Source organism: Pseudomonas sp. P4795 (genome assembly GCF_048822895.1).
GTDB lineage: Bacteria > Pseudomonadota > Gammaproteobacteria > Pseudomonadales > Pseudomonadaceae > Aquipseudomonas.
The window spans coordinates 88,517-111,497 of the sequence record NZ_JBMFBT010000004.1 but is presented as its reverse complement, the minus strand read 5'-3'; the positions used below and the strand labels follow the sequence as shown (position 1 = coordinate 111,497).

Sequence of the window (22,981 nt, the reverse complement as noted above, 5' to 3'; positions counted from 1 at the left end):
ACAGAAAAGTTTTAGCGTGTGTAATCTCCCACAAGCACGTCTTACATCCCGTCGCAAAATTTGCCGGTTTTTTGAACGCAAGGTTTATTCAAACCGCTCTATACCGGCCGTAGACTCGTGTTTATGAGAAAGAACACTAGCGGTCCAAGATTCAAGGCACTCCTGGAAGCTGCGAACATCTCCACCACGGGATTCGCAAAGTTCTGGGGCACGGAAGCCCAAAACGTTCATAACTGGTACACCCGGGGCGTCCCCGCGTACCGCATGGAAGAAGTCTCACGCCTGCTCTCCGTCAACAGCGAATGGCTGAAGACCGGCGAAGGCACCAAAGAATCCCCGCAACTGCACGCCCCCGCCAGCAACGGCGACACCTTCGACGCCCAATCCGTCGGCGGCATCTATACCGTCACCAACCCCAACGACATCGACCTGCCGTTCTTCAAGGAAACCCCACTCGCCACCGGCGCCGGCAAAACCCACGTCATCCAGGATCCGGAGCAATCCATCCGCCTGCCACGCGCCCACCTGGAAAAGCTTGAAGTCAGACCTGGCGACGCGATCTGCGCGCACATGATCGGCAACAGCATGGCCGAACACATCGAAGACGGCTCGGTCGTCGCCATCGACCGCGGCCTCACTCAAGTAGTCGACGGCGAAATCTACGCCATCGAACACGACGGCATGCTGCGCATCAAATACCTGCACCGCATGCCCGGCAACGGCCTGCGCCTGCGCAGCCACAACAGCGCCGAACACCCCGACGAAATATTCCGCACAGCGCAGATCGATGAAGAGCGAATCCATATATTGGGCTGGGTGTTCTGGTGGTCGACATTGAGCAAACGAAGGCCGGTGGTGCCGTTTCTTTGAACCTGCGGCTGGCACAAAACCCTGTGAGAACCAGCCTGCTGGCGATGAGGCCCTGAAAGCCAGTACAAATGTTTGATTTGTACTGGCTACGGTCGCTCTAAACCGCACTTCACACTGGGAATCCCCAGCAAAACTCAGTATCCTGCGCCCCACATTCGCGCATCGACCCGCCCAGCGGTTCAGATAGCGCCCGACGCGGCAGACCACTGTCTGACCAAGTCCCACAGCCGGACGCAAGATCCGGGTGTACGTTTTGAAGGCTGACGCGGTTTACCAAAAATAAACCAAGCCAGTCCCCGAGAAGCCGGCCACAAGCCGGCTTTTTAATGCCCGAAAAAATCCTGTCCAATCTGAGAAATCAACTGCTAGCCTCTCTATTCCGGGGCCATAGAGCATTTCTCTGTCCAATGGTGTTCAACGCCACCTAACCTCATCCGGCGATGCTATGGGGGTACAAATGGGGGAACAAGGAGACGAAGGGGACGGACTTCGGCTGGTCGTTAAGCCTACCGGGCGAAAATCTCGGATACTTCGCTTCCAATTGGCCGGTCATCGCAGAGAATTCCTTTTCAACGGTGCTTTCCATCGCAATGACTGGCACAAGGCGCAAGATCGGTGAACTTTGGAAGCAGATCACCGGAGGGCATGGCAGTTACTATAGTTGCAATGCCGCTAAGAACGGTTACCGTAAGCAAGGAAAGACAACATCTGCCCTCAAACCGGCACGCATGAGAAGTTTTGGTATGGGCATCTTGAGTAGCTAGAGAATCAAGAACAACTTTACTATCCAAAGTGGGTGATGATGCCTCATCGCCATGATGCGCAAGAAGTTGCGCACTTATTTTGCGAAACCGCCCTCCAATATCGCTAATCGCCAAGCCCGCCGTGGCCTGTAGCCGAGTGCGCAAGAAGTTGCGCAGTACTGCGCAAGAAGTTGCGCACTTTATGGGATGTTTCCCCTTCAAACTTACCCAAGCGACTAAAAAACATCGACCAAACTCCCGGTTTAATTGGCTCTCAACTTTTCTGGCACGGACGTTGATAGGCAATAGGCAACCACCGGGCGATTTCGCCTCTTGGGCACCCTCATTTATTTAGCAAGGAGCACATCCATGGCTACACCAGCGTACATGTCCGTCACTGGCGAAAAACAAGGTCTGATCACTGCCGGCGCGTTCACCGCCGACTCGGTTGGCAACACCTACCAGGAAGGTCACGAAGACCAGGTCATGGTTCAGGCTTTCAACCACGACGTAATTATCCCGCGTGACCCGCAATCCGGTCAGCCAACCGGTCAGCGCGTTCACAAGCCAGTTGTGATCACCAAGGTCTACGACAAGGCTTCGCCACTGCTGCAAGCCGCTCTGACTTCGGGCGAGCGCATGAGCGAAATCGTTATCCAGTGGTTCCGTACTTCGGCTCAAGGTACTCAAGAGCACTACTACACCACCAAACTGGAAGACGCGATCATCGTCGCCATCAACAACAAAATGCACAACTGCCAGGATCCAGGCAACTCCCACTTCACGCACCTGGAAGAAGTGCAATTCACCTACCGTAAAATCACCTGGACCCACGAAGTATCCGGTACTTCGGGTTCCGATGACTGGCGTCAACCAGTCGCTTAATCGCGGCTGACCGCTTCACGCATCGGCCAGCTCTGCTCGTCGATGCGATTTATGCCTTGCAGAGTTGATGTGCGGACTCTCTTTCTCACCTGACCAAGGAATAGTTAAATGCGTCAAAGGGATTTGAAGTTCACGTTTTCCGTGTTGTCAGGTCAGATGGAGTTCGAGGTCGTAGAGTTCACGCTGGAGGAGGCCGTCTGTGAGCCTTTTCGACTCACGATCGAGTTGGCCAGCCGCTACCCGAACATTGATTTCGGCAAGGTGCTCGATCAGCCCTCTTTGCTCACGATCTGGCAAGGCGGCACGGCTGTGCGTCATGTCCACGGGCTGGTGTCCAGTTTCACTCAACGGAAAACCGGCTTTCGCCGGACACGTTATCGGGCGGTGGTCGAACCGCAACTCGCCCGACTGGCCTTGAGTTCCAACTGGCGTATTTTTCAGCAGAAAAACGTGCCGGACATCATCAAGTCCGTGTTAAGCGAGCACGGCATCCTCGACTATCAGCAACACATCAACGGCGAACATTTGCCGCGCGAATACTGTACGCAGGTCGGCGACACTGACTTGTACCTGTTCGATCGGCTGTCCAGTGAAGAAGGCCTGTTCTATTTCTTCAAATGCAACGAAAGCACTCACACGCTGATCCAGGGCGACAAACTCTATGTACAGGAGCGTATTCAAGGCGCTCCGGTGCTCTACACCACTGAACCGGCAGCAGATGCAACGCAGCCGTGCTCTATGCGTTCAGTTACACCGAGAACGTCCGCACGGCCGAGCAGACCCAACGCGATTACACCTTCAAGCGCCCGACCTTCGACCAGCAGCAGAACTTCGCCGGCGATGACTTGCAACATCAGACGCCGAACTACGAACGCTACGACTATCCGGGCCGCTACAAGGCCACCGCTGCCGGTAAACCCTTCACCCAGAATCGCTTGCTGGGACACCGTGGCGACGCGCGAATCGCCGTGGTCGAAGGCGACGATCCGCGCCTGATCCCGGGCTTGTCTTTCCAGCTCACCGGCCACCCCCGGGAAGATTTCAATCGCTGGTGGCGCTCGCTGAGGATCACTCACAAGGGCATCCAGCACGCCAGTCAGGAAGAAGAGTCCGCCGGTGCCGATGTCGGCGTGAGTTATGACTTTGTCGCCGAGATCGTTTCCGAAGAAACCGAATGGCGTACCCCGCCACGGCCCAAACCGATTGTTGACGGACCACAGATTGCGACGGTGACCGGGCCGGACGGGGAAGAGATTTACACGGATGAATTTGGCCGGGTAAAGGTCCAGTTCCCATGGGACAGGGAAGGCAAGAACAACGAATTCAGTTCCTGCTGGGTGCGCGTGGCGCAGAACTGGGCGGGCGCGGACTGGGGCCATATGGCGATCCCGCGCATTGGCCAGGAGGTCATCGTCGATTACCTCGACGGCGATTGCGATCAACCGATCATCACCGGCCGCACGTACCGGGCGACGAACATGCCGCCTTACCAACTGCCCAATCACAAGATTCTCAGCACCATCAAGAGCAAGGAATACAAGGGCTCTCGGGCCAACGAACTGCGCATTGACGATACCACCAAGCAGATCAGTGCCGCGTTGATGAGTGATCATGGCAGCACCGCATTGCATCTGGGTTACCTGACGCATCCACGGCCGAGCGGCGGTGAACCGCGCGGCGAAGGTTTTGAGTTGCGCACCGATGAACACGGCGCGTTGCGAGCAGCCAAAGGCCTGCTGCTGAGTACCGAGGAGCAGATGAACGCCAGCGGCGGTCACCTCAATCGCGCCTCTGTGGTACAGGTACTGGAAGCGGCATTGAAGCTAGCCAAGGACTTGGGCGATTACGCCCAGGACAACCAGGGTGTAGGCCATGACAAGGCGCCGCAGAAGACGCTCAGCGATGCGGTTCGCGACCTGGGCAACGGCGCGAACGACGAATCGGGCAAGGACAATGGAGGTAATCCGGCAATTGCCGTGAGCGGTGAAGCCGGTATCGCCGCGGCGTCTCCCAAGAGCATCACGGTGGCGGCGGGTGAACACATCGACACCGTTGCCCAGCAGAATCAGCAACAGACCTCGGGGCAGAAGTTTGTGCTCAATGCCGGGACCGACCTAGGGATGTTTGCCCACAGCGGCGAAATGCGCCAGATCACCCATCAGGGCCCGATGCTGTTGCAGGCTCAGAAGAACAACATTCGCCTGGAAGCGGATCAGAGTGTGGAAGTCAGCGCGAGCAACCAGCATGTGCTGGTGTCGGCCAAAGAGCACATCACTCTGATGTGTGGCGGGGCCTACATCACCATCAAGGGCGGCAATATCGAACTGGGCATGCCCGGCAACCTGATCGTCAAAGCGGCCAAACACAGCCTGCTCGGCGCCACTAGCCTTGAAGCGGAACTGCCTAAATTCAAAGTCGGCGATACCCAGCGACGCTTTATGCTCAAGCAGATTGACGGGACGTCGGCGATGCCCAACATGCCGTACAAAATCACCCTATCCAATGGCGAAGTGGTCGAAGGAGTGACCGATGCTCAGGGCGCCACGCAGTTGTTGCAGAAAGATGTGATGAGCATTGCCAATGTGGCCATGCTCAAGCCGCCCTCTCCGGCAGCCGCGGGTGCCGCGGCAGGCGGTGCGGGGGCTGCTGCCAGTGTTGCCAGTGCCGATGATGAGGCGGATGAAATTGTGCAGTTCTTTGAATTCAAGGATGACAACGGTGGACCCGCGCCGCACCACTTCAAGGTGATGTCCGCCGGGGAAGTCGTGGCCGAGGGCTCCGGTGAGCGCACGCCGGAATTCCCTTCCGACATGGAGCTGGAACTGGAATCGTGGCCGGTGAAGGAGAAACAAAATGCCTGATCTCATCACGCCACAGATGCGCAAGCTCGCGGCCATCGGATACGGCGAAGCCTCGACGGACAACAACCCGCAGGAAGTCCGCGCCATTTGCTTTACGGTGACCAACCGTATGCGCGCCTGGGGGCTGGCCGACGTCGCCAGCCTGCTCAAGGAGGCTGGTGACAGTTACGTCGTTGCAATGCAGGGCAAGAATGTCCGTTACAACCAACTGATGGCGGCTTCGGAAGCAGCCATCAATGCCGATCCGAATATGCGCTCGGCAGTGGAGAGTGCGCGGGATGCTCTCGCCCAACGCGGCAATGATCCCTCCAATGGCGCTTACTGGTGGGATGGCATCGATATCAAGGATTCGACCAACCCCCGACACTCATCCGGGTTCCACTACGGTTCTCCTTCGCACAACATCTTCGGTGTTGCGCAAGTCTCGAAGCCGGAGAAAATCACCTATTGGACGCAGTTCAACAAAAAGACCAACACAATGGTAAATACCCGCGAGCGGGGTCGTTATAACCACATTTACCGGTCCACCGCCGCCATCGGCAAAACGATCTTCTGGACCACCAATCCGGAATACATCAAGGCAACCGGCGCCAAGGAATATCGATGAGCAAACTCACCCGTTGTCTGAACCTGTTTCTCGGCGCGAGCCTGCCCTTTCTGGCGCAGGCAGCCCCGGTACAGTTCACCGATTACCGTGCGTTTTATCAGTCGCTGGGCGACAACCTGTTTGCCGGACCCGGCAGCGAGCTAGCCAGGCCCTGCGCGGAATCGCCACGGCAGTGCCTGTGGGTCAACGCCATGCGCCCGGCGTTTGAACGTTTTGAGGATGCGCAGTGGAGCGCGCCCGAGGAACTGAAGCTCGACCCGCCCAAAGGGACACCCGTAATTGTCTTTGACGGAGAGGCCCTGACAGTCGGCAAACAACGTTGGCGTCTGCGCGATGCGGTCAACTTCGCCTCGTCGCAATGGCCAGTCGGTGATCCCATCGACCCGGAAAACCTGGCGACCGCCACGGCCTGGCGCCAAGGCGCCTCAACGTGCCTGGAGTTGCAGTACGTCAGCAGTGGCTACGGTGATCGCTACCCCCTGGTGTTGCTGGTGCACGGCCAGCATCTATACGCGTTACCGCGACTGTTCGCCTCTTGCTCGGCCATTCGCAAGGCGCCCGGCAATCAGTTCAGCTATCCGGAAAACGCCTACCTGGGGGCGGAGCTGGAAAACAATCCGACCGGGCTGAAAGTGGATTACCGGGTACCCAATACTAAAAACCCGGTAGCGCAGTACCTGCTGCACTTCCCGAATCAGGGGGACCCCTTCGTGTTTGAGGCGCAGCGCCAATAGGCATCAACGGGCGAATCCGTCATGACCTTGCCACGTGTAAGGGGCATCACCTGAGGGGAACAAAATGAAGGTCCGAGACTCACTACGTCTGCTCATCACGACACCAGCCGACCTGCGACGGCTAGCAGCCGCCAACCCGGGCAGGCGCTCGACCCCATGCGTCGAGACCAATGGGGTAATTTTCAAGGAGGAAATGCGCGATGACTGACGCTGCCCAGCCGAAAAAAATCTGTTCCAGCCAATCGATCACCATGCCCAGCGGTGGCGACATCCACTTGATTCCGCCTCCACCGAAGCCCTGTGTGACGATCCTCGTGCACGGCGTTAACGACCTGGCGGGTTGCTACGCACGTATTGAGCAGGGTCTGTGCGAGGGGCTGAACGAACGCCTCGATATGCCGCGTACCTTCCCCAACGGCGCGAACAACCCGGGATACCTGTTGCCGGCCAGCTACACCACTCCCGCCGATGATGACGGTGAAGCCAAGAATCCTGATGCTGTGTACTTCCGCCGCAAGGCCGGAGCATCCAGTAACGGCTGCCAGCCACGCAGCGTGGTGGTGCCGTTCTATTGGGGGTTTCGCGAGGAAGAAGCGTTCATTCAGAAAACTGAAGCGCACGGTCAGTGGCTGGACCGAGACGGCAACCGCCTGGACAAGGCCGGCACCAAGGAAGGCGGCCAGTTCGCCAACGCCACCACCAATCTGCCGGATATGTGGGGCAACGGTTTCAACGGCATGCTGCTCGGCTTCATCTCGCTGAACAAAATCGGCGGCACTATGACCCACCCGTTGTTTTCAGCCGCCGGTCGGCGCTACATGGTGCTGGCTGCCATGCGCCTGGCCATGTTGATCAAGATCATTCACAAACGTCATCCGAACGATACGATCAACGTGGTTGGCCACAGTCAGGGCACGGTGCTCACGCTGCTGGCCCATGCATTCCTCAAAGAGGACGGTGCCAAACCCGCCGATGGCGTGGTTATGTTCAACTCCCCCTACAGCCTGTTTCAGCCCAATATGGATAAAGTCCAGAAACTGGGCGGTCAGCAAACGACCGGCGCGCGCATCGCTACGCTCAACGGCATCTTGCAATTCATCGCGGGCAGCCCTAATCCGGTGCCGGCCCTGTCGGGCGTCGCCCTGAAAAACAAGCAGGGTTACGGAGCGATTGGCGGACCTGGCTGGACGGGCACGGCCGCGTGTCAAACCACGATCCGCGGAGAAAAGATCACCTTCAACGAGCGCGACAACCGCGGCTGCACCTTTCTTTACTTCACCCCTCAGGATCAGACGGTTGGCCTCAAGAACGTCCAGGGTATCGGCTGGCAGGGGATCGGCGAAGAGGTAGATGGTCAGCCTGCGCGCAAACTTCTTCCACAACGTTTCCACCAACGCGTATTTACCGTACGCAAGCGTAACGGCGAGAAAGAACCCGTCGGCAAACACGTTCCTCCCTACGTCTACCTGTTGCGCCAGGACAGCGAGCAACCCTGGGAAGACACCGGCCTGGGCTTCATGGACCGGATACCCAATGGCAGCCTGGACAAGGGCGCCAGCGTGGTCTTGACCGCGCCTCAATTGCCAGTGCCGGGCGACGTGAACTTTGCCAACGATGGCGTTATCACCGCCCCGGGAGAAGCCTCCAAAAGCGGGGTGTACCAGATGAAGGACAAACTGGACCCTGTCGATGCCTCGATCGGCGTTGCCAATGGCGGCTGGGAGCCAAAAAACCCACGCTACGCCCGACAGGAGACCATGGAAGAAGCCCTGGCCTTCAAATATGGGCAAGACATCCAGAGCGTCGAAAAGGCTCGCAATGAAGGCAAGGAGGCCTCGGAGTGCGCCCATGTGTTTGCCGCTCGGGCTCAAGGCAATGGCAAGGTTCTTATCACTCGCGGGGAAACACCTTACGACGCGCGTATACGTCTGCAAGGCGAGAAATACTCGGAGGCTCTGTCTTTCCATTCATCCATTCCCAACAACCCTGAACACAGCCGACAAGTGCTGGCCTATGACGTGGCGATCGGTGCCGGCGAATGCGTTGATGAGGGGTCGTTCTATGCGTATCTGTGTCGAGTGGCCGATTGGCGCCTGGACTGGAAAAAGACCGATGGCGGCGCCAATGCGCAATTCCAGGCGGAGAATGAAGATCCGGACGATTCCGTGGATCAGCACTATCAGCAAGAGGACGGTAAGAACCGCGAGCTGATTGACTCCACAGTGGCGTATCGCAAGACCGGCACGTTACCCGCCATCAGCGACAACATGCCGAGCCTGGTAGCGACCCAGACCCGCACTGAGCTCAGAAAAGGCGAGCCTGTCCGTTTTGGTGGCACCCCCTGATGCGCCTCGATATTGCTTGTCTGTTTTTCACCGGCCTCCTCCTGACCAGCCCTCTGGTTCAAGCGGCCGAACATCCATCGACGGTCAGCCGTTGCTTTGCCAGCGCGGCTTCACCCGTGACTGCCTATACCTCGGCCAAGGAGGCCGCCACCATGCCTGTTGATGCTCGTTACCGCGCCCCTGCCACCTCGCCCCATCTGGACACTCTGGATGTGCTCGCCATTGGCCTGAGCCTCGACGTATTCCGTCAGGGCCAGGCCTGGAAAGCCTTGCAGGAGCAGAATGCAAAACAGACCGAAGCCCTCCACGTGGGCAGCATCCTGCCCACGGATCCGAAAAAGTATCCGGTGGATGGCGACGACAAAGACCTGGCCTATGACAAGCGCAAGGCCGATGCTCTGGAACTGGGCTTGCGCGACTTCATGGAGAAGTGGCCGATCCCGACCATCACGGTCGTTCGTGGCTGGAATCCCGATACACCGAACCTGCGTTATTCCCCGGAAAGAACCCGGGAAATGCTCTCGGGCATGGTCAACAGTTACCGCACGGAAGCGGGCCTGCACTGGCATCGCGTGCGCAATCTGCAAGATGGGGTGGTCTGCAGTGACACCCCCGAAGGCCTGGTGGAAAACCTGTTCAACCTGTTCGAACAGAATCCTGACCTCCCCGCTGTACTGGTCTACAACGTAGAAGGGTTCAGCATGTCGTTTGCCCTGTCGGCTAAAAAGGCGCCACTGATTGGCGGGCCTGGCCCACGCAAGCCGGGCGAGCTGACCGACGCCATGGTTGCCATGGTTGTCGGTCGCCCCGAGCGCGTCGAATGGCTGCGTTACTACGCGCAGTTTGCCAAGGTCAACGAGAACAAAATCGACCCGGAGTTCAACGGTTGGGGCGCGAGGAAACCCGCCGTGGAGTTCCAGGCATCGACGTTCATTCCTCAACCCTGGACCCCGCGCGCGTTCGAGCAATGGGATGCGCAGCCCGTGCTGGCCAAGCTGCATCGGCCGGTCACCGTGTCACTGTTGCGGCCAGACAATGGCGAACGACTCAAGCGCGACGCCCTGACCGTCAAACTGGCCGCCGGCTGGAAAGAGGCCACCGACGGCCTGACGCAGAAACCGGTTCGAGTGTTTTTTGATGGTGGACCGAACACCACACCTTTGGCGGAACTGCTGCCGGTGCTCACCGCCGCCCATAGTCCGCTGGACCTGCTCGATTCGCGCGAGAGCTACGATTTGACCCAGCGCTTGGGTGACACCGGCTCGGCGTCTCCGTTCGTCGGTCTCACCCTGGCGACGATGGCCAGTTACCTGAACGCGGACACCAGCGTGGTCATGCCGATGCGCCGCCCGGAGCAGGCGACGATCATTGCTGTGTCCTCGCCAACGCCCGGCAAGAAGCCTTCAGGCAATGATCATTTCGGCGTCAACCTGATGCCTCAAACCGCCAGCACCGAGGAACCGCCAGTTGTGCCTTCAGCGCATTCGGGGCCAAAAATGCCCGTCATCGAGCAGGATCACACGCTGGAAGAATTCCTCGCCGACCAGAAACCGAAAACCAACTGGATGGACGATCTCTAAGAGGCCTGCTGACATGGACATCATTCGGCTCGGCGACTCCACCAGTCATGGTGGCACCGTTCTTGAAGCTTTCAACCAGACGGACCTGAACGGCAAACCCATGTCCGGTGTTGGCCATAAGGTGGTTTGCCCGCTGTGCAAAGGGGTTTTCCCTATTACGCAGGGCAGCGCGCTGCTGGATGTCGGCGGCATCGCGGTAGCGCTTCATGGGATGAAAACCGCGTGCGGCGCCAGCCTGATTGCCAGCAATCCCAAGGGTGAAGCTGCAAGTTAAAAACGTGGGGCGTTCTTTGCGCCAGCGGTGCTGCCCGGGAAGCAGGCTGGATCAACGGTTCTTGTTCATCCCCGACCAGAGCAGCGAGGGCAGCGTCCGTGAGTCCAGCAGCGCGTCATCCGCCGTCACCAGACGCGGGAGAACATGCCAGGGATGGTTGGCACTGCGGTGATGATGCAGGTGCAGATTGATGTGATAAGGCCAAATGAAAAACCGCCCTGCGCACCCGACTTTCCAGGCATATGTCCATTCACGCCAACCGGGGGTGACGTCAGGTCCGCCACTGTGCTCGGCAATACTGCGGATTTTCTGCAGCAGGGTGCCCAGCGTGGCCAGTGGCACAATCCAGAAAAACACCATCAGCAAGAGCGTCTGGGCGGACGTTTGCCGAGCGATGAAAGATAAAAGGACCAGCCAGATCACACCGGCAGCCAATGCCGGCAGGGTCATCTTCGGTGATGCTCCGCCCGCCGCCTTGTAGGCGCGCAGGTTGCGGAGCGTGTTGATCAAGAACAGATCTCCGAGCAATTGCCGCAGCAACAACTTCCCGCTCAGCGGGCGGAAATCCCAGGGCTGCCGGTGATACAGAAAACGCCGCTCCGGGTCGTTCGCGGTTCCGGTCTGTTGGTGATGTTGGAGGTGCAGGGGCCGATAGAATTCCACGGGAACCAATCCCGGCACACCGATCGCCAGGTTAATCAGAAAGTCGTTGAGCGTACGATAACGGGTCAGGTGATAGTGCGTCGCGTCGTGGTACAGAATGAACAGCGCATGTTGGCGCGCGGCAATCACCACGAAGGCCACGCCATACAGTCGCCAGTCCCCCACGTACAGCGCGATGCGCAGCGTCACGATGATGCACAGCCATTCCAGCAGGATCGCTGCCATGGTGCGCAGATCCACTTTCAGGCGCTTGAGCATGACGGTGAACAGGCCCGTCGCGCCGCCGATCGCGGCGCCATACACCACGTCGAGCAGCACGTGCTGACCCGTCGTCAACACGGTAATCCCGAGCATCACGCTCCACAAACTGAAGAGCCATGCCGCACGGACGCGCAGGCAAGCAAGGACGACGCTGATCGCCACCGGCAAAGCCACATGACCACTGGGCGAGGCGGCCAACGGTGAGTCGACCTGGTAAAACCATGTGAGCCACTGCGACGCGCTGTCCGGACGCTCGATCATGGTTGGCCAGAACAAATGGCTTAGCAGGCAGGTGCCGGACGCCACCGCCGCTGCAAAAAAGGCTGGCAGCATCCATTCGCGGCGCCGCCCCAGCAGCACCAGCGCCGGCATGATCAGTAAATAGCTCAGGTACAGCGGCAGAGTGAAAGGCAATCGAGCAATGTGCAAATCAAAACCTGTCGGTTGAATCACCCGCACCGCGCCCATCGGGTAGTGCGTGACGAGAAAATACAGCGCGCCCGTCACGACGGTGTAGACCACCAGCCAACGCAAGGGGCGCGTCACGATCGAGGTATCAAGGTGATGACTGGCAAACGTGGATGACATGAATAAGGCGCCTGATGGGTCGGAACAAGTGCAACGTTTCCATACCGCCAAGAGTGGCGGTTTCTGCTTGGTTATTTCAGGTTTGCACCGTCAGAAAATGGCAGCGACGAAAGGAAGTCTACGTTGCATTGGCCCTTTCAACTCGCCAAACTCCAAACATCTTGCTTGCGATGCCGAGGATCTCCATGCGTTTGAGCGCAACGTCCGTTGAATGCTGCGATCTGCATCCATATGAAATCGATCGGATGTTCGAGATTTATTCCGCATCCTACTGCGATACCTCCCGCCCGCGATTCGATCTGGATTTCCAGGACAAGACGCACTGCATCGTATTGCGTTGCGCAGATGAAACCATCGTCGGTTTCACCACCCTCAAACGGTATGAGCGCACGTGGTCAGGCAAGCCGATCAGAGTGATTTTTTCCGGAGACACCATCATTGACCGCGAACACTGGGGCAGCCAGCAACTGGCATTCGCGTGGATGCGCCTGGCCGGTGAGATCTGGCAGGAGCAGCCTGACGTGCCCCTGTACTGGTTTCTGATCTGCAAGGGTCACCGCACCTACCGTTATCTGGGCGCCATGGCGTTGAATTACGCTCCCCGCGCCGGCATGGTGACGGATCCTACGGTGCAGGCGTTGGCGGATCATCTTGCAGTGGAACGTTTCGGCGAGGCCTATGATCCCGCGACGGGCGTGCTGTCTTTCAAAGTGCCTCAAGGTCGGTTGACGACGGAACTGGCACAAGTCCCTGCTCCTCACCTGCGCCTGGAAAACGTCGCCTATTTTCTGCAGAAGAATCCTCATTACGCGTCGGGCGATGAGCTGGTCTGTCTGTGTGAATTGCACCCCGACAACCTGCGGCCGATGGCGCTGCGTCTGTTTGCCGCCGCGCAACCATGCTGATCCGCCAGGCCAGCGCTGCGGACAATCGGCAACTGCTCGACTTTCAGGCGCAGCGGGCCATGCAGGGCGGCTTGCCAATGCGTTTTGATCGCGGGCCTGACTATTTTGCGCTGCACCATTGTCATGCCTTGGACCATCGCACCTGGCTCGCCGAGAACGAGGTCGGTGATCTGAAGGGCATTGCCAGCCTGGTGGTGCGAGAGGGTTATCTTCAGGGTGACATTCAGCCCGTGGCTTATCTGGGGGATCTGCGGCTGGTACCTGATAGGCGTCTGTCGGTATCGTGGATGGCCGAGGTCAAAGTCAGGCTCGAAGCGCTGTCCGATGAAACGGGTGTCCAGCACGCCTATTGCTGTGTCATCCGCGACAACCGTCTCGCGACGCAGTCGCTGCTGGGCGGACGGCGCGCCAATCCACTCAGGCTTGCGCACTGGCGGGGCTACAGCAATGTAGCCGTGTATGCCCAGCGCGGATGGCGAAGCACCCCGCGAACTCTGGATAACGTGCGCATTGTGCAAGCACAGCCGTGCCATGCCGATGCGTTGCGCGCGTTTCTCGACCGCGAATCGGCCGGTCAGCCCTTCGGCAGCGTGTTCAGTGAAGCGCAGTTTGCACGGCGCATTGACACCTGGCCGGACTTCGGCCTCTCGTCATTTCTGCTGGCACTGGACACCCAAGACAATCTGCTGGGCTGTGTCGCGCCTTGGGATGCCGGGCGGATCAAACGGGTGGTGCTTGAAACATTGCCCTTGGCGCACCAAGCCCTTCGCCTCGCGTTCAACACCTGTGCGCCGCTGTTGGGGCGCCCTGCCATTGCCGCGCCCGGCGAGGCATTGCGCGACGTTTACCTGACCCACTTGCACGTACGACAGCGCGACCCGCAGATCTTTGCGGCACTGCTGGATGCTGCGTGGATGCGCGTTCGCGGTCAGTACGCGTTGATGCAATTGTGTCTGTATGACCATGACCCGCTCTGGATGGCCATGACGCGCTATCGCGCCGTGTCCATTCCAATGGACCTGTATACGGCGCCCTGTGTGGGGAATGCCGCGGCTTTGACGCCGCAGGACGCCGAGCGCATCCCGGGCTTCGAAATCTATCTCGTCTGAACGCGTCCCTGCACGACAGCCAATAGCGTCAGCCAGAAACGTGTGGCGTCAAAGCCACCGCCGCCCAGCATCGGTTGACCGTGGTCGAGCCTCGGCAGGCAGATCTGCGGCATGCCCTCGATGCGTTGATGCTCGAGGTAAAACTGCCCGTCATGGGCCCAATCCGGTCGCTGGGTATTGAGGCGGGCATGATGGGTATCGAAACGCGAACTGGGCGTGACGCTCCAGCTGACGACGTGCACGCACTGCACGGCGGCGGGCAGATTTTTGAGCAGGTGGGTGATGTGCGGATCGCGCAGACTGCTGATATCCCGTGCGCCATCGGCCATCCAGGGTGTTTTCGCCAGTACACGGCGAACGCGATCGAACGGATAACTGATGCTCGACTGCCCTGTGCTACCCGCCAACACAGCATCCATGACCGTCGACGGACCCGTCGGCGGTTGCACCAGCGCCACGCCATCACACGCCTCGCTCAATGCCTTGTTCTGTGCCAATGCCGCCAGCGTATCGAGCCCTCCCTTGCTGTGCGCCAATACGACAAACCGTTGCCCCTGCCCGAGTGCGGCCGTCAGCACCTTGCTGATATGCCGCCCCTGCGCCATGACACCCCGAGATGAACGCACGGGCATGCGCAGAACCGGATAGCCCAAGCGCCGCAACGTCCGCGCACAATCCTGAAAACAGCCGGGCAACCATTCGGAAAACAGTCCGGCAACCAGTACCACCAACGTGCCTGGGGGAAGGCTGGGCATGGGCATAGGCTTGTGCCAGGACGCGATAAATTGTTCTGTCCAGTCCAGCCGTGCCTCGGGCGCTGCGAATTCGGTTGCCGGAAAATGCAGTGGCCAGTCGTCAAACCCCTTCGGCGTCCAGGCTTGTTTTATCGCCGAAAGTCGCATCATGGTGTGCGCCCAGCGTATTCGTCCAGCGTTTGCCGCGCCGCTTCCAGCGCTTCACGGGTGTCGAGGCGGCTGGGATGAAACCCCGGAATGAACCAGGCCAGCCATCCAGGAAACACACGGGTCAGCGGACCGGGACTTACGAATAACCAGCCGAGCAAACGCAGCCACTCGCGCCCGTTGCGCAGTTGCCCGTCATTGCCGGCAAGTCGATAAATGAAGTACATGACATCGACTGCAAAGTAGCCGGTCATGATCAGCATGACCCCGCATCGCAACAGGTATCGCCAGAGCGGATTGCTAACCACCACGCCCAGCACATCGTAGGCGACGGCCTTGTGTTCGGTTTCTTCGATCGCATGCCAGCGCCATAGCATGGCCATCTTTCCATCGGCACCTTTGAGGACCGCGGGATTGCGCAGGAGTTGATCGGAGAGAATCGCGGTGAAATGTTCCAGGCTGGCCGTCATGGCCAGACGCATCGCCGGCGAAAACTTGTTGCCCACCTCCTGACGGCGCAACAGCAGTTGCTCGAGGGCATCGATAGGTGCGCCTTGTGCCGCGAGTAGCTGGTTATACGAACGATGTTCGCGAATATGCGACGCTTCCTGATAAACGAACGCGTCAACGGCTTCGGCCAGCGCTGGATCGTTTTCGATCGCTTTTCGAAAGTGCACGACACTGTCGATGAAGAGTTTTTCGCCGAGTGGAAACATGATCGACAGGCCATCGAAAAAGCGCGTCACGTGCGGCCAGCCACGATACCAATAGCGAGGAATCTGCTCATCGAGTGCAAAACGCAGGTTGCGCTGGGGGATGTCGGCGCCACCGGAAATTGCCGCCGAGCGTTTGGTTAAAAGGCGTTTTAGATACGACATAAGGTTCTCTGCGGTTCCTCGTTGCCCCGACGCCTCAGCAAATTGATCGTGGGTGAAGCGGTCAGGGCGGTATACTTTTTTGACTCGACCTTTCTCAAGGAGCCCATATGCGCAGTTCCAGTGACATTTCGCAAACGCGTCGTTTCGACGTGGGCAATCTGTGTGTTCTGGCGCTGCAGACGCTATTTTGGGGCACAACCCTGACGTGGCTTTCCCACACTGATGCGGGTTGGTTCAAATGGTTGGTACTCGTTCCGTTCTGCCTGGTCATGCAAGGTGTCTTCTCGATGATGCACGAGTCCTTTCATGGTTTGGCGCACAGTCGCAAATCACTCAACTACTTCGTCATGTGGTGGGCTTCTACCCTTTTTGGCGCCTCGGCCACGCTGATCCATATCAACCACCTGGGGCATCATGTACGCAATCGCACACGCGCAGAGCTGGCCGACTTCGCGGTCGCGGATGAGTCGCTGTGGCGCAAGCGTATCGAGTACTACTTTGCGGTGCTCGGCGGTATCTGGCTGGCGGCGTTTGTCGGCAGCCTTTTATTGCCGGTGCTGCCGGCCCGCATCACGGACAAGTGGTCGCAAACCGCAGAGGTCAATACTTATGCCGCGGCCTTCAAGGATTTCTCCAGTGCCGACTTCAAACGCATCCGCCGGGAAGTCATTGCCGGTGTCACCGCGTGGTTATCGATCGGACTCTTGCTGGGATGGACGTGGCACGTTGTGCTCATCGCCTACCTCGCTTTTGCATTTTCCTGGTCGTCGCTGCAGTGGGTGTACCACATGCGCACGCCGCTGGATGTCGTCGAGGGCGCTTATAACATGCGCGCCCCGCATCTGGTGCGCTGGGCGTTTTTGAACTTCAACTACAACCTGACCCATCATCGGCACTCGGCCATGCATTGGCAGCAGATGCATGAAGCCTCCAACCTGAAAGAAACGCGGCCGCTCTGGTATGGCTGGCTGCAGGTTTTTCTGCCGCCCCAGCGGTTACCCGATGACTTGACTCAACTGGACAAGACTTACTTCTGATGAGCGCCCACATGGATGTAAAACGCGCGCTGTGGCAGACCTTCCTGGAGCGCGCCAAGCCCACGCTCGATCAATGGCACGCGCAACTCGAGCAACCGCAATCGACGCAAGAGCGGGCATTGCTGCGACTGGTCGAAGCCAATCGTGATTGCGCATTCGGCCGCGCCCACCACTTTGCTCGATTGCGTGACTCGACGCAGTTTCGCGATAACGTACCGATCCACGATTACGCGCAACTGCAGCCGTGGATCGAGCGCTCGCAAAATGAATCCGAAGCGATTCTGACCTCCTCCCCGCCGCTGTTCTTCGAGCGTACGAGCGGAAACAGCGCGCTGCAGAAAGCGATTCCCTATACGCGCGCCTTCCTCGCAGAAATGCACAGCGCACTGATCGTGTGGCTCGCCGACATGCATCGTCAGGTGCCCGGAATCAGCCACGGATCAAGCTACTGGTCGATGTCGCCGCCCTTGCAAATGCCAGTGGCGGGACCCAATGGCATTTGCATCGGGTCGGCCAGTGATCTGGAGTATTTGCATGGCAGTCATCTGGCCGGTCTTGCAGGGACTTTGTTGATTCCCGAGTTCAACGGTGCGTTGTCGCAATGGCGTCGACAGACCCTCCTCGCCTTGCTGGCCGATGCCGATCTGAGCTTTATCAGCGTGTGGAGCCCGACCTTCCTGACCAGCCTGTTGCAGCCACTGTTCGACGGCGAAACGCCCGAACATGTGCAGACGTTTGCATGGCTGGAGGCCGCGCTTCCCGCGTCGCGCCAGTCAGCATTGCGCCGAGCGAGATCCCAAGGAGTATGCACCGAATTATGGCCACGACTAGCCGCCGTCAGTTGCTGGATGGAGGGCCCCAGTCGCCACTACTTCACGCAACTGGCCGTGCGTTTTCCGCAAACGCAGTGGCTGCCGAAAAGTCTTTTTGCCACCGAAGGCGTCGTGAGCATTCCATTCGGCGACGGGCCTGGGTGCCCGCTGGCGATCGGCAGCCATTATCTGGAATTTCTCTGCGAAGACGGCGCCCTGCGCCATGCTGATTCGTTACGCCTGGGAGAAACGGCGCAGGTCCTGCTGACTACCGGTGGTGGCTTGTACCGCTATGCATTGGGCGATCGGGTCCGCGTCGTCGGCATGTCGGGGGCCACGCCACGGGTCGAATTCGTGGGACGTGCCACGGGAACCAGTGATCTGGTCGGAGAAAAACTTGATGAGCAAATGGTGCAGAACCTGTTCGACCGTTGCCTGGCCACAAAAGGCGCCGCCTGCCTGATCCCAAATTCCTACGCGTCGCCACCGCATTACACGGCGCTGGTTGCGACATCCCGCCACCTTGATGCCAGTGCCTTGGCGCTGACGATCGAGGCGGTACTGTCCGACGCCTTTCATTACTGCCAGGCACGCCGACTCGGGCAACTGGGACCTGTGCAGGTGCGCCTGCTCGAGGGCGGTGCTGATCAGCTCGCGCATGTATTGCAGCAGGCGGCGGAGTTGAGCGGCATCCGTGCGGGCGACTTCAAGCCACGTTCACTTATCAATCGGCTGGAGACAGCTGAAGCCCTTCTCGCCCTTACGGAAAGCTCATGTCGGCACCTTTGAACAATCTTCTCGAGACGCCGGACGATGGCACCCTCGAACAATGGTATGTGGCGTGCGCACAGAAAGAACTGCGCAAAAACAAACCTTACCGGGCGAAGATTCTGGGTCTGAACCTGGTGCTTTTTCGCCAGCGTGACGGCCGGGCAGCGGCGTTGCTCGACCAGTGCGTGCACCGCGGAACGCGCTTATCGGCGGGCAAGATTGCCGACGATTGCCTGGTGTGCCCTTACCACGGCTGGCGCTACGACGCTCAGGGACAGGTGGTGCACATCCCCAGCGTCGGCAATATGCCGTGTACATCGACTTCGCCCGCGTATCGATACCGCCAGCGTCACTTTGCGGTACAAGAACAGGACGGACTGGTCTGGGTCTACACCGGCACGGGCAACCCGCAGAAAAAACCTTTGTTCAAGATACCGGTCTACGGCGAAAAACCCTGGCAGTCCTATTTCATGATCAACACGTTCGAGGCAGATGTCGGCAGCCTCGTGCAGAACTTCATGGACGTACCGCACACCGTGTTTGTGCACGAAGGCATCTTCAGAACCAGCACGGGGCGAACAATGGAGGCCACGCTCGCGTGTAAAGCGCAGAGCGTTGAAGTGACCTATCACGATGACGGCGACAAGATCGGTTTCCTGAACTGGCTCAGTAATCCCGACGGCGAGCCATTGGTGCACACGGATCGTTTTTTTGCGCCCAACGTCACGCGCTGCGACTACCGCTGGGGCGACTGTTCGGCGTTCTACATCATCAGCCAGATCACACCCATAGATTCACGACAGTCGCGCGTCTATACCTACATCGCCTACCGCTTCCGGTTACCCCGCTGGGTACTACGCCTGTTGCGTCCGTTCATTCATCTGTACACCCGTATCGTGATTCGTCAGGACGTGAAAATCATTAAGGCGCACCGCCAAGGTTTCGATAATGTAGCGAATTTCAAGCCGTCCAACGTGCAAGCCGATGCCGTGCATATCGGCGTCGATCAGCTACTCGCCGCCGTGAGACGGGGAGAAGCGTTACCACCGGCACAACGCCGTGAATCCCGGATACGATTTTCGCTCTGAGGGATGTAAAACAAGGTAAAAACTCAACAATAACGCCGCCCACACGCCGGCTTTTTAATGTCTGTTGGAAAAGTGGTTATCGAGTACAACATCGCCGTTGGCTGATCAGCGCGCAATTGTGCAGCAGGTGTTTGCACTATTATTCAGCGGAAAAAATCTTGGCAACATCAATGCTTAAAGCACTACAAGGACGTTCAAATTTGATCTCGTTTGCCCTGAAATCCGCCGGACTGGTTTCGACTCTGTGCTTTAGCCTGACTGCATGCGTAGGAGTGGGATTGTCGTTCCCGGAAAAAATCACACTTAAAACCGACGCCTACAAAGCGCAAAGCTCCCGCTCAATCACCCCCCAAATCAGTAGATCCTCCAGATCAACACCCACCCGCGAATGGTGCGGGATTACTGTCTGGGCACTGATCGTCCCAGTGCCGTTAAAGCTCCCGGTGTGCGAGTCGTACTACGAACAGTCCTTCGGCAATGACCAATTCGGCAGGGAAGCGGTTCTGCTCAACACGCAGCAAAAAGTGCCTTCCCCGCTCTACGCCTGTGGTCCATTCATGGTGCTGGCACCGATTTTTCATGGTTACGAAGGCAATGCACTGTGCGGCGTTTTGCCTGACTAATCAGATAAGTCAGGGATAACTAAACGACTTAACCAACGTCAACTCCCCCACCGCCCGCATCGGCACCAAAAAAGTCTCCATCTTCTCGTTCGGCGTCCCCTCTTCGGTTATCACCGTCACCTGCGCCGTGGTGAGCGCCTGCACTGCTTCATCCCCGCCTTCGTCATCCGCGCGGTAACCACCGCCGTAGTAATTCACGTACACCAGATATTGCCCCTTGATCGGCGCGGGCATGGCGAAGATTTCCGGGCCGTAGCCGGTGGTGACGTCGACGTCTAAAGCGCCGCCATTGGGGGCTACTCGGTTGCCGTACCAGACATGCCCGCCGTCCGGCGTGACCAGGTGCAGGTCGAGGTCGGTGCCGTCGCTGTCCCACGCCAGCAGTACCCGCAGTTTCGCCGGGGTCGCGCCGCCGCTGGTGTTGAGGAATTGCGTGCGGTGCCGTTGCTGGCCGTCAGGGCTGCGGACTTCGACGCTGTTGCTGCCGTTGGGGAAGGAGAACGGGCGGTCGAAGCGGCCGCCATCACCGATTTTCAGAGGCATGCTGACGCCGTTGACGATCAGGCGGCCAGGCTCGGTGCTTTTTGGGGTGGTTTTGATTTCGCCGCTGATGCGTGCGGTTTTCGCTTGGCTGGGCGGAGTGTTCACCGAGGAGGCCGGGTAGTTGACGGTCTGCTGGAAGCTTTCGTCTTCGCCTTCGGGCGCGCCGCTGCGCCAGCCGCCGACCGGGGTGTCGAGTTTGACGCCGTTTGCGGCGACGGCCGGCGAGAGTGCGGCGAAGGCGCAGAGCAGCAGCAAGACCTGTGGATAACGAGGTGTCATGGTCTATTCCAGCAAGAGGTGACGGGCGAGCCCTTCGATGTAGGTTTCATCCTGGCCGTTGGGATGTGCTTCAAAGGCCAGGTGCAGATATTCGTGTGTCAGGTCGAGGCGATCCTGCAACGTCAGTACGCCGCGCACGTAGATGCGTTGGCGTTCGCGGTCGACGAAGGGCCGGCCGAACGCCAGTTTGCACACGGCGAATGTGCTGACCTCGTTGTAGCCGGTTTCGCTTTCCAGCGTCGGACGCCAGCCGCGTCGTTGTTTTTGCAGCCAGTCTTGCGCGGCGGGCAACGCTTCGCAGGAGGCGACCGGGTTGTCCCAGCGGCTTAGGCTGGCGCGCGGATAGGCGTGCAGCAGGATCGCGTCGTAACGCTGGCCGGCGTTGGCTTGCTCGACGGCCTGTTGCCAGGCGAGTTTGTCCGGGCCGGGTTGGTCGGAGTGATAGGTCACGCTGCTGCCGGCCAGCACCAGATCGGCTGTCCACGCGGCGATGCTGCGCGATTCGGCCGAGGCTGGACGCGGCGCGACGCGCTGGCGGGTGCTGCTGTCGTCGATGCTCAGGCAGTCGCCGTTGCGCGTGGCGTTTTGCAGCAGGTAAGTACGGATCGCAATTGCCAAGCCTTTGGCAGCTTCGGCGGGTTCGGGTTTGGCTTCGCGCTCTAAAACGCGGGCGACGTACTCTTCGCGATCCAGCCGCGCCACGAGTTTGTCGTTGAGCAAAAACAGTTCGCCATCGCTGTGGATATCCAGCGCATTGCCGTTGGCGAATTCGACGCGGTAGTCGCCCTGCAACGGGCCAGAAACCGTAACCCGTTCACCCGCCAAAACCCGACTTAACGGATACCGCGAAAACAATCCCACCTCAACGCAACGCCCAGCATCCGCCGGCCATCCAGTAGGCAACACGGTAGAAAGCGCCGAACCGTAATGCCGCAATACCATCTGACTGGTGCCACGTCCGCCGGCCCAGACCGGCGAGCCATCCGCCGTCCATCCGGCAAATCCGCCCTGCCGCGATTGTGGGTCCTGATCCCCTAGCCAGCTCCAGGTTTTCACCCGCAAACGTCCGCCGAGTTCACCGACGACATTACCGTCTGCCGCGTTCAGCACCACGTCGAGCAACACACGGCGCATCTGCTCTTGCGCCGGTAGCAAAGCCAAAACACTCAACAGCTCCGCCACAGAAACCCGGCTGGCCGGTTGTACCGCAGGCAAATCCAGCAACCACGATGGCGCATTCTTCGCCTGCCAATACTCACGCCAATCAGCAGCGGAAATCCCCAGCCGCGCAGGCTCGAAATACAATCCGCAGGATTTCACCAACGCCTGATCGCGTTCGATCTTGCCGCCAGTCGTGCAGCAATAAACTTCTTCTTTGGACTGCCCGCGACACTCGTAGGCAGGCTCGCGCGCGCCGGAATCCACCAGCCACGCGTAGACAAACAGCTTCCACAAACTGCCCAGCGGCGTATCCAGCGACGACGGTAAAGGCTCGCGGGCGATCAGTTGCGTCTGACTCAACGTCAGCAACTCGCCCTTGTACGCCACGCGCAACGGTTCGTCCTGCGCCGTCGCCAGCGCAGGAAGCAAACACAGCAGCAGCCAGACCAGCGGCCGGGTCAT

At 59.1% G+C, this 22,981-nt stretch carries 18 protein-coding genes and 1 pseudogene; 14 read left to right on the top strand and 5 right to left on the bottom strand.

Going from position 1 to position 22,981, the window contains the following annotated elements:
• The first annotated feature begins 123 nt into the window (after nucleotides 1–123).
• From ACOI8A_RS12575 to ACOI8A_RS12540, 8 genes and pseudogenes are all read left to right on the top strand, one after another.
• A complete protein-coding gene (locus ACOI8A_RS12575; RefSeq protein ID WP_420648559.1) occupies nucleotides 124–870 on the top strand; it encodes a S24 family peptidase in 747 nt (248 codons plus the stop codon).
• A gap of 1,112 nt (nucleotides 871–1,982) precedes the next feature.
• Complete coding sequence (locus ACOI8A_RS12570; RefSeq protein WP_420651367.1) at nucleotides 1,983–2,498, top strand: Hcp family type VI secretion system effector; 516 nt, start codon at nucleotides 1,983–1,985, stop codon at nucleotides 2,496–2,498.
• A 108-nt stretch (nucleotides 2,499–2,606) separates the two neighbouring features.
• Nucleotides 2,607–5,359, top strand: a pseudogene (locus ACOI8A_RS12565) (type VI secretion system Vgr family protein).
• Nucleotides 5,352–5,966, top strand: a complete 615-nt coding sequence (locus ACOI8A_RS12560; RefSeq protein ID WP_420651366.1) for a hypothetical protein — start codon at nucleotides 5,352–5,354, stop codon at nucleotides 5,964–5,966. The pseudogene ACOI8A_RS12565 and the gene ACOI8A_RS12560 overlap by 8 nt, the downstream one beginning before the upstream one ends.
• Nucleotides 5,963–6,700 (top strand): hypothetical protein, encoded by a 738-nt coding sequence (locus ACOI8A_RS12555; protein ID WP_420651365.1) that lies wholly within the window; start codon nucleotides 5,963–5,965, stop codon nucleotides 6,698–6,700. Before ACOI8A_RS12560 ends, ACOI8A_RS12555 begins: the two co-directional genes overlap by 4 nt.
• Before the next feature lie 200 nt (nucleotides 6,701–6,900).
• On the top strand, nucleotides 6,901–9,045 hold the full coding sequence (locus ACOI8A_RS12550; protein WP_420651364.1) for a T6SS effector phospholipase Tle3 domain-containing protein: 2,145 nt from the start codon (nucleotides 6,901–6,903) through the stop codon (nucleotides 9,043–9,045).
• Nucleotides 9,045–10,625, top strand: a complete 1,581-nt coding sequence (locus tag ACOI8A_RS12545; protein ID WP_420651363.1) for a type VI lipase adapter Tla3 domain-containing protein — start codon at nucleotides 9,045–9,047, stop codon at nucleotides 10,623–10,625. The genes ACOI8A_RS12550 and ACOI8A_RS12545 overlap by 1 nt, the downstream gene beginning before the upstream one ends.
• Nucleotides 10,626–10,638: 13 nt before the next feature.
• Complete coding sequence (locus ACOI8A_RS12540) at nucleotides 10,639–10,899, top strand: PAAR domain-containing protein (RefSeq protein ID WP_054048120.1); 261 nt, start codon at nucleotides 10,639–10,641, stop codon at nucleotides 10,897–10,899.
• A gap of 51 nt (nucleotides 10,900–10,950) precedes the next feature.
• Here ACOI8A_RS12540 and ACOI8A_RS12535 read toward each other — a convergent pair whose 3' ends face one another.
• Complete coding sequence (locus ACOI8A_RS12535) at nucleotides 10,951–12,411, bottom strand: fatty acid desaturase (RefSeq protein WP_420651407.1); 1,461 nt, start codon at nucleotides 12,409–12,411, stop codon at nucleotides 10,951–10,953.
• A gap of 245 nt (nucleotides 12,412–12,656) precedes the next feature.
• Here ACOI8A_RS12535 and ACOI8A_RS12530 point away from each other — a divergent pair, with 245 nt between their 5' ends.
• The gene (locus tag ACOI8A_RS12530; protein ID WP_420651406.1) at nucleotides 12,657–13,316 is read left to right on the top strand and encodes a hypothetical protein; all 660 of its coding nucleotides are present in this window, start codon (nucleotides 12,657–12,659) and stop codon (nucleotides 13,314–13,316) included.
• Nucleotides 13,310–14,425, top strand: coding sequence for a hypothetical protein (locus ACOI8A_RS12525; protein WP_420651362.1), 1,116 nt, complete (start codon nucleotides 13,310–13,312; stop codon nucleotides 14,423–14,425). The genes ACOI8A_RS12530 and ACOI8A_RS12525 overlap by 7 nt, the downstream gene beginning before the upstream one ends.
• On the opposite strand, the gene ACOI8A_RS12520 is transcribed toward ACOI8A_RS12525, so the two are convergent.
• Complete coding sequence (locus ACOI8A_RS12520; protein ID WP_420651405.1) at nucleotides 14,413–15,312, bottom strand: hypothetical protein; 900 nt, start codon at nucleotides 15,310–15,312, stop codon at nucleotides 14,413–14,415. The genes ACOI8A_RS12525 and ACOI8A_RS12520 overlap by 13 nt on opposite strands.
• 14 nt (nucleotides 15,313–15,326) lie before the next feature.
• Nucleotides 15,327–16,205: a metal-dependent hydrolase gene (locus tag ACOI8A_RS12515; protein WP_420651361.1), complete on the bottom strand. Its 879-nt coding sequence runs from the start codon at nucleotides 16,203–16,205 to the stop codon at nucleotides 15,327–15,329.
• Nucleotides 16,206–16,312: 107 nt separating this feature from the next.
• Between ACOI8A_RS12515 and ACOI8A_RS12510 the strand changes: the two genes are divergently transcribed.
• The 4 genes from ACOI8A_RS12510 (at nucleotide 16,313) to ACOI8A_RS12495 (ending at nucleotide 20,536) form a co-directional block, all read left to right on the top strand.
• Nucleotides 16,313–17,242 (top strand): fatty acid desaturase family protein, encoded by a 930-nt coding sequence (locus tag ACOI8A_RS12510; protein ID WP_420651360.1) that lies wholly within the window; start codon nucleotides 16,313–16,315, stop codon nucleotides 17,240–17,242.
• Nucleotides 17,242–18,843, top strand: a complete 1,602-nt coding sequence (locus tag ACOI8A_RS12505; protein ID WP_420651359.1) for a GH3 family domain-containing protein — start codon at nucleotides 17,242–17,244, stop codon at nucleotides 18,841–18,843. The genes ACOI8A_RS12510 and ACOI8A_RS12505 overlap by 1 nt, the downstream gene beginning before the upstream one ends.
• Entirely contained in the window at nucleotides 18,828–19,913 is a 1,086-nt protein-coding gene (locus ACOI8A_RS12500) for a Rieske 2Fe-2S domain-containing protein (RefSeq protein ID WP_420651358.1), read from the top strand. The genes ACOI8A_RS12505 and ACOI8A_RS12500 overlap by 16 nt, the downstream gene beginning before the upstream one ends.
• Nucleotides 19,914–20,083: 170 nt before the next feature.
• Nucleotides 20,084–20,536 (top strand): hypothetical protein, encoded by a 453-nt coding sequence (locus ACOI8A_RS12495; protein WP_420648560.1) that lies wholly within the window; start codon nucleotides 20,084–20,086, stop codon nucleotides 20,534–20,536.
• 9 nt (nucleotides 20,537–20,545) lie between these two features.
• Here the strand turns inward: ACOI8A_RS12495 and ACOI8A_RS12490 are convergent, their stop codons facing one another.
• Both ACOI8A_RS12490 and ACOI8A_RS12485 read right to left on the bottom strand, forming a co-directional pair.
• On the bottom strand, nucleotides 20,546–21,358 hold the full coding sequence (locus tag ACOI8A_RS12490; protein WP_420648561.1) for a YfaP family protein: 813 nt from the start codon (nucleotides 21,356–21,358) through the stop codon (nucleotides 20,546–20,548).
• Nucleotides 21,359–21,361: 3 nt separating this feature from the next.
• Nucleotides 21,362–22,981 carry a DUF2300 domain-containing protein gene (locus ACOI8A_RS12485; protein WP_420648562.1) on the bottom strand — a complete coding sequence of 540 codons (1,620 nt, stop codon included), beginning with the start codon at nucleotides 22,979–22,981 and terminating at the stop codon, nucleotides 21,362–21,364.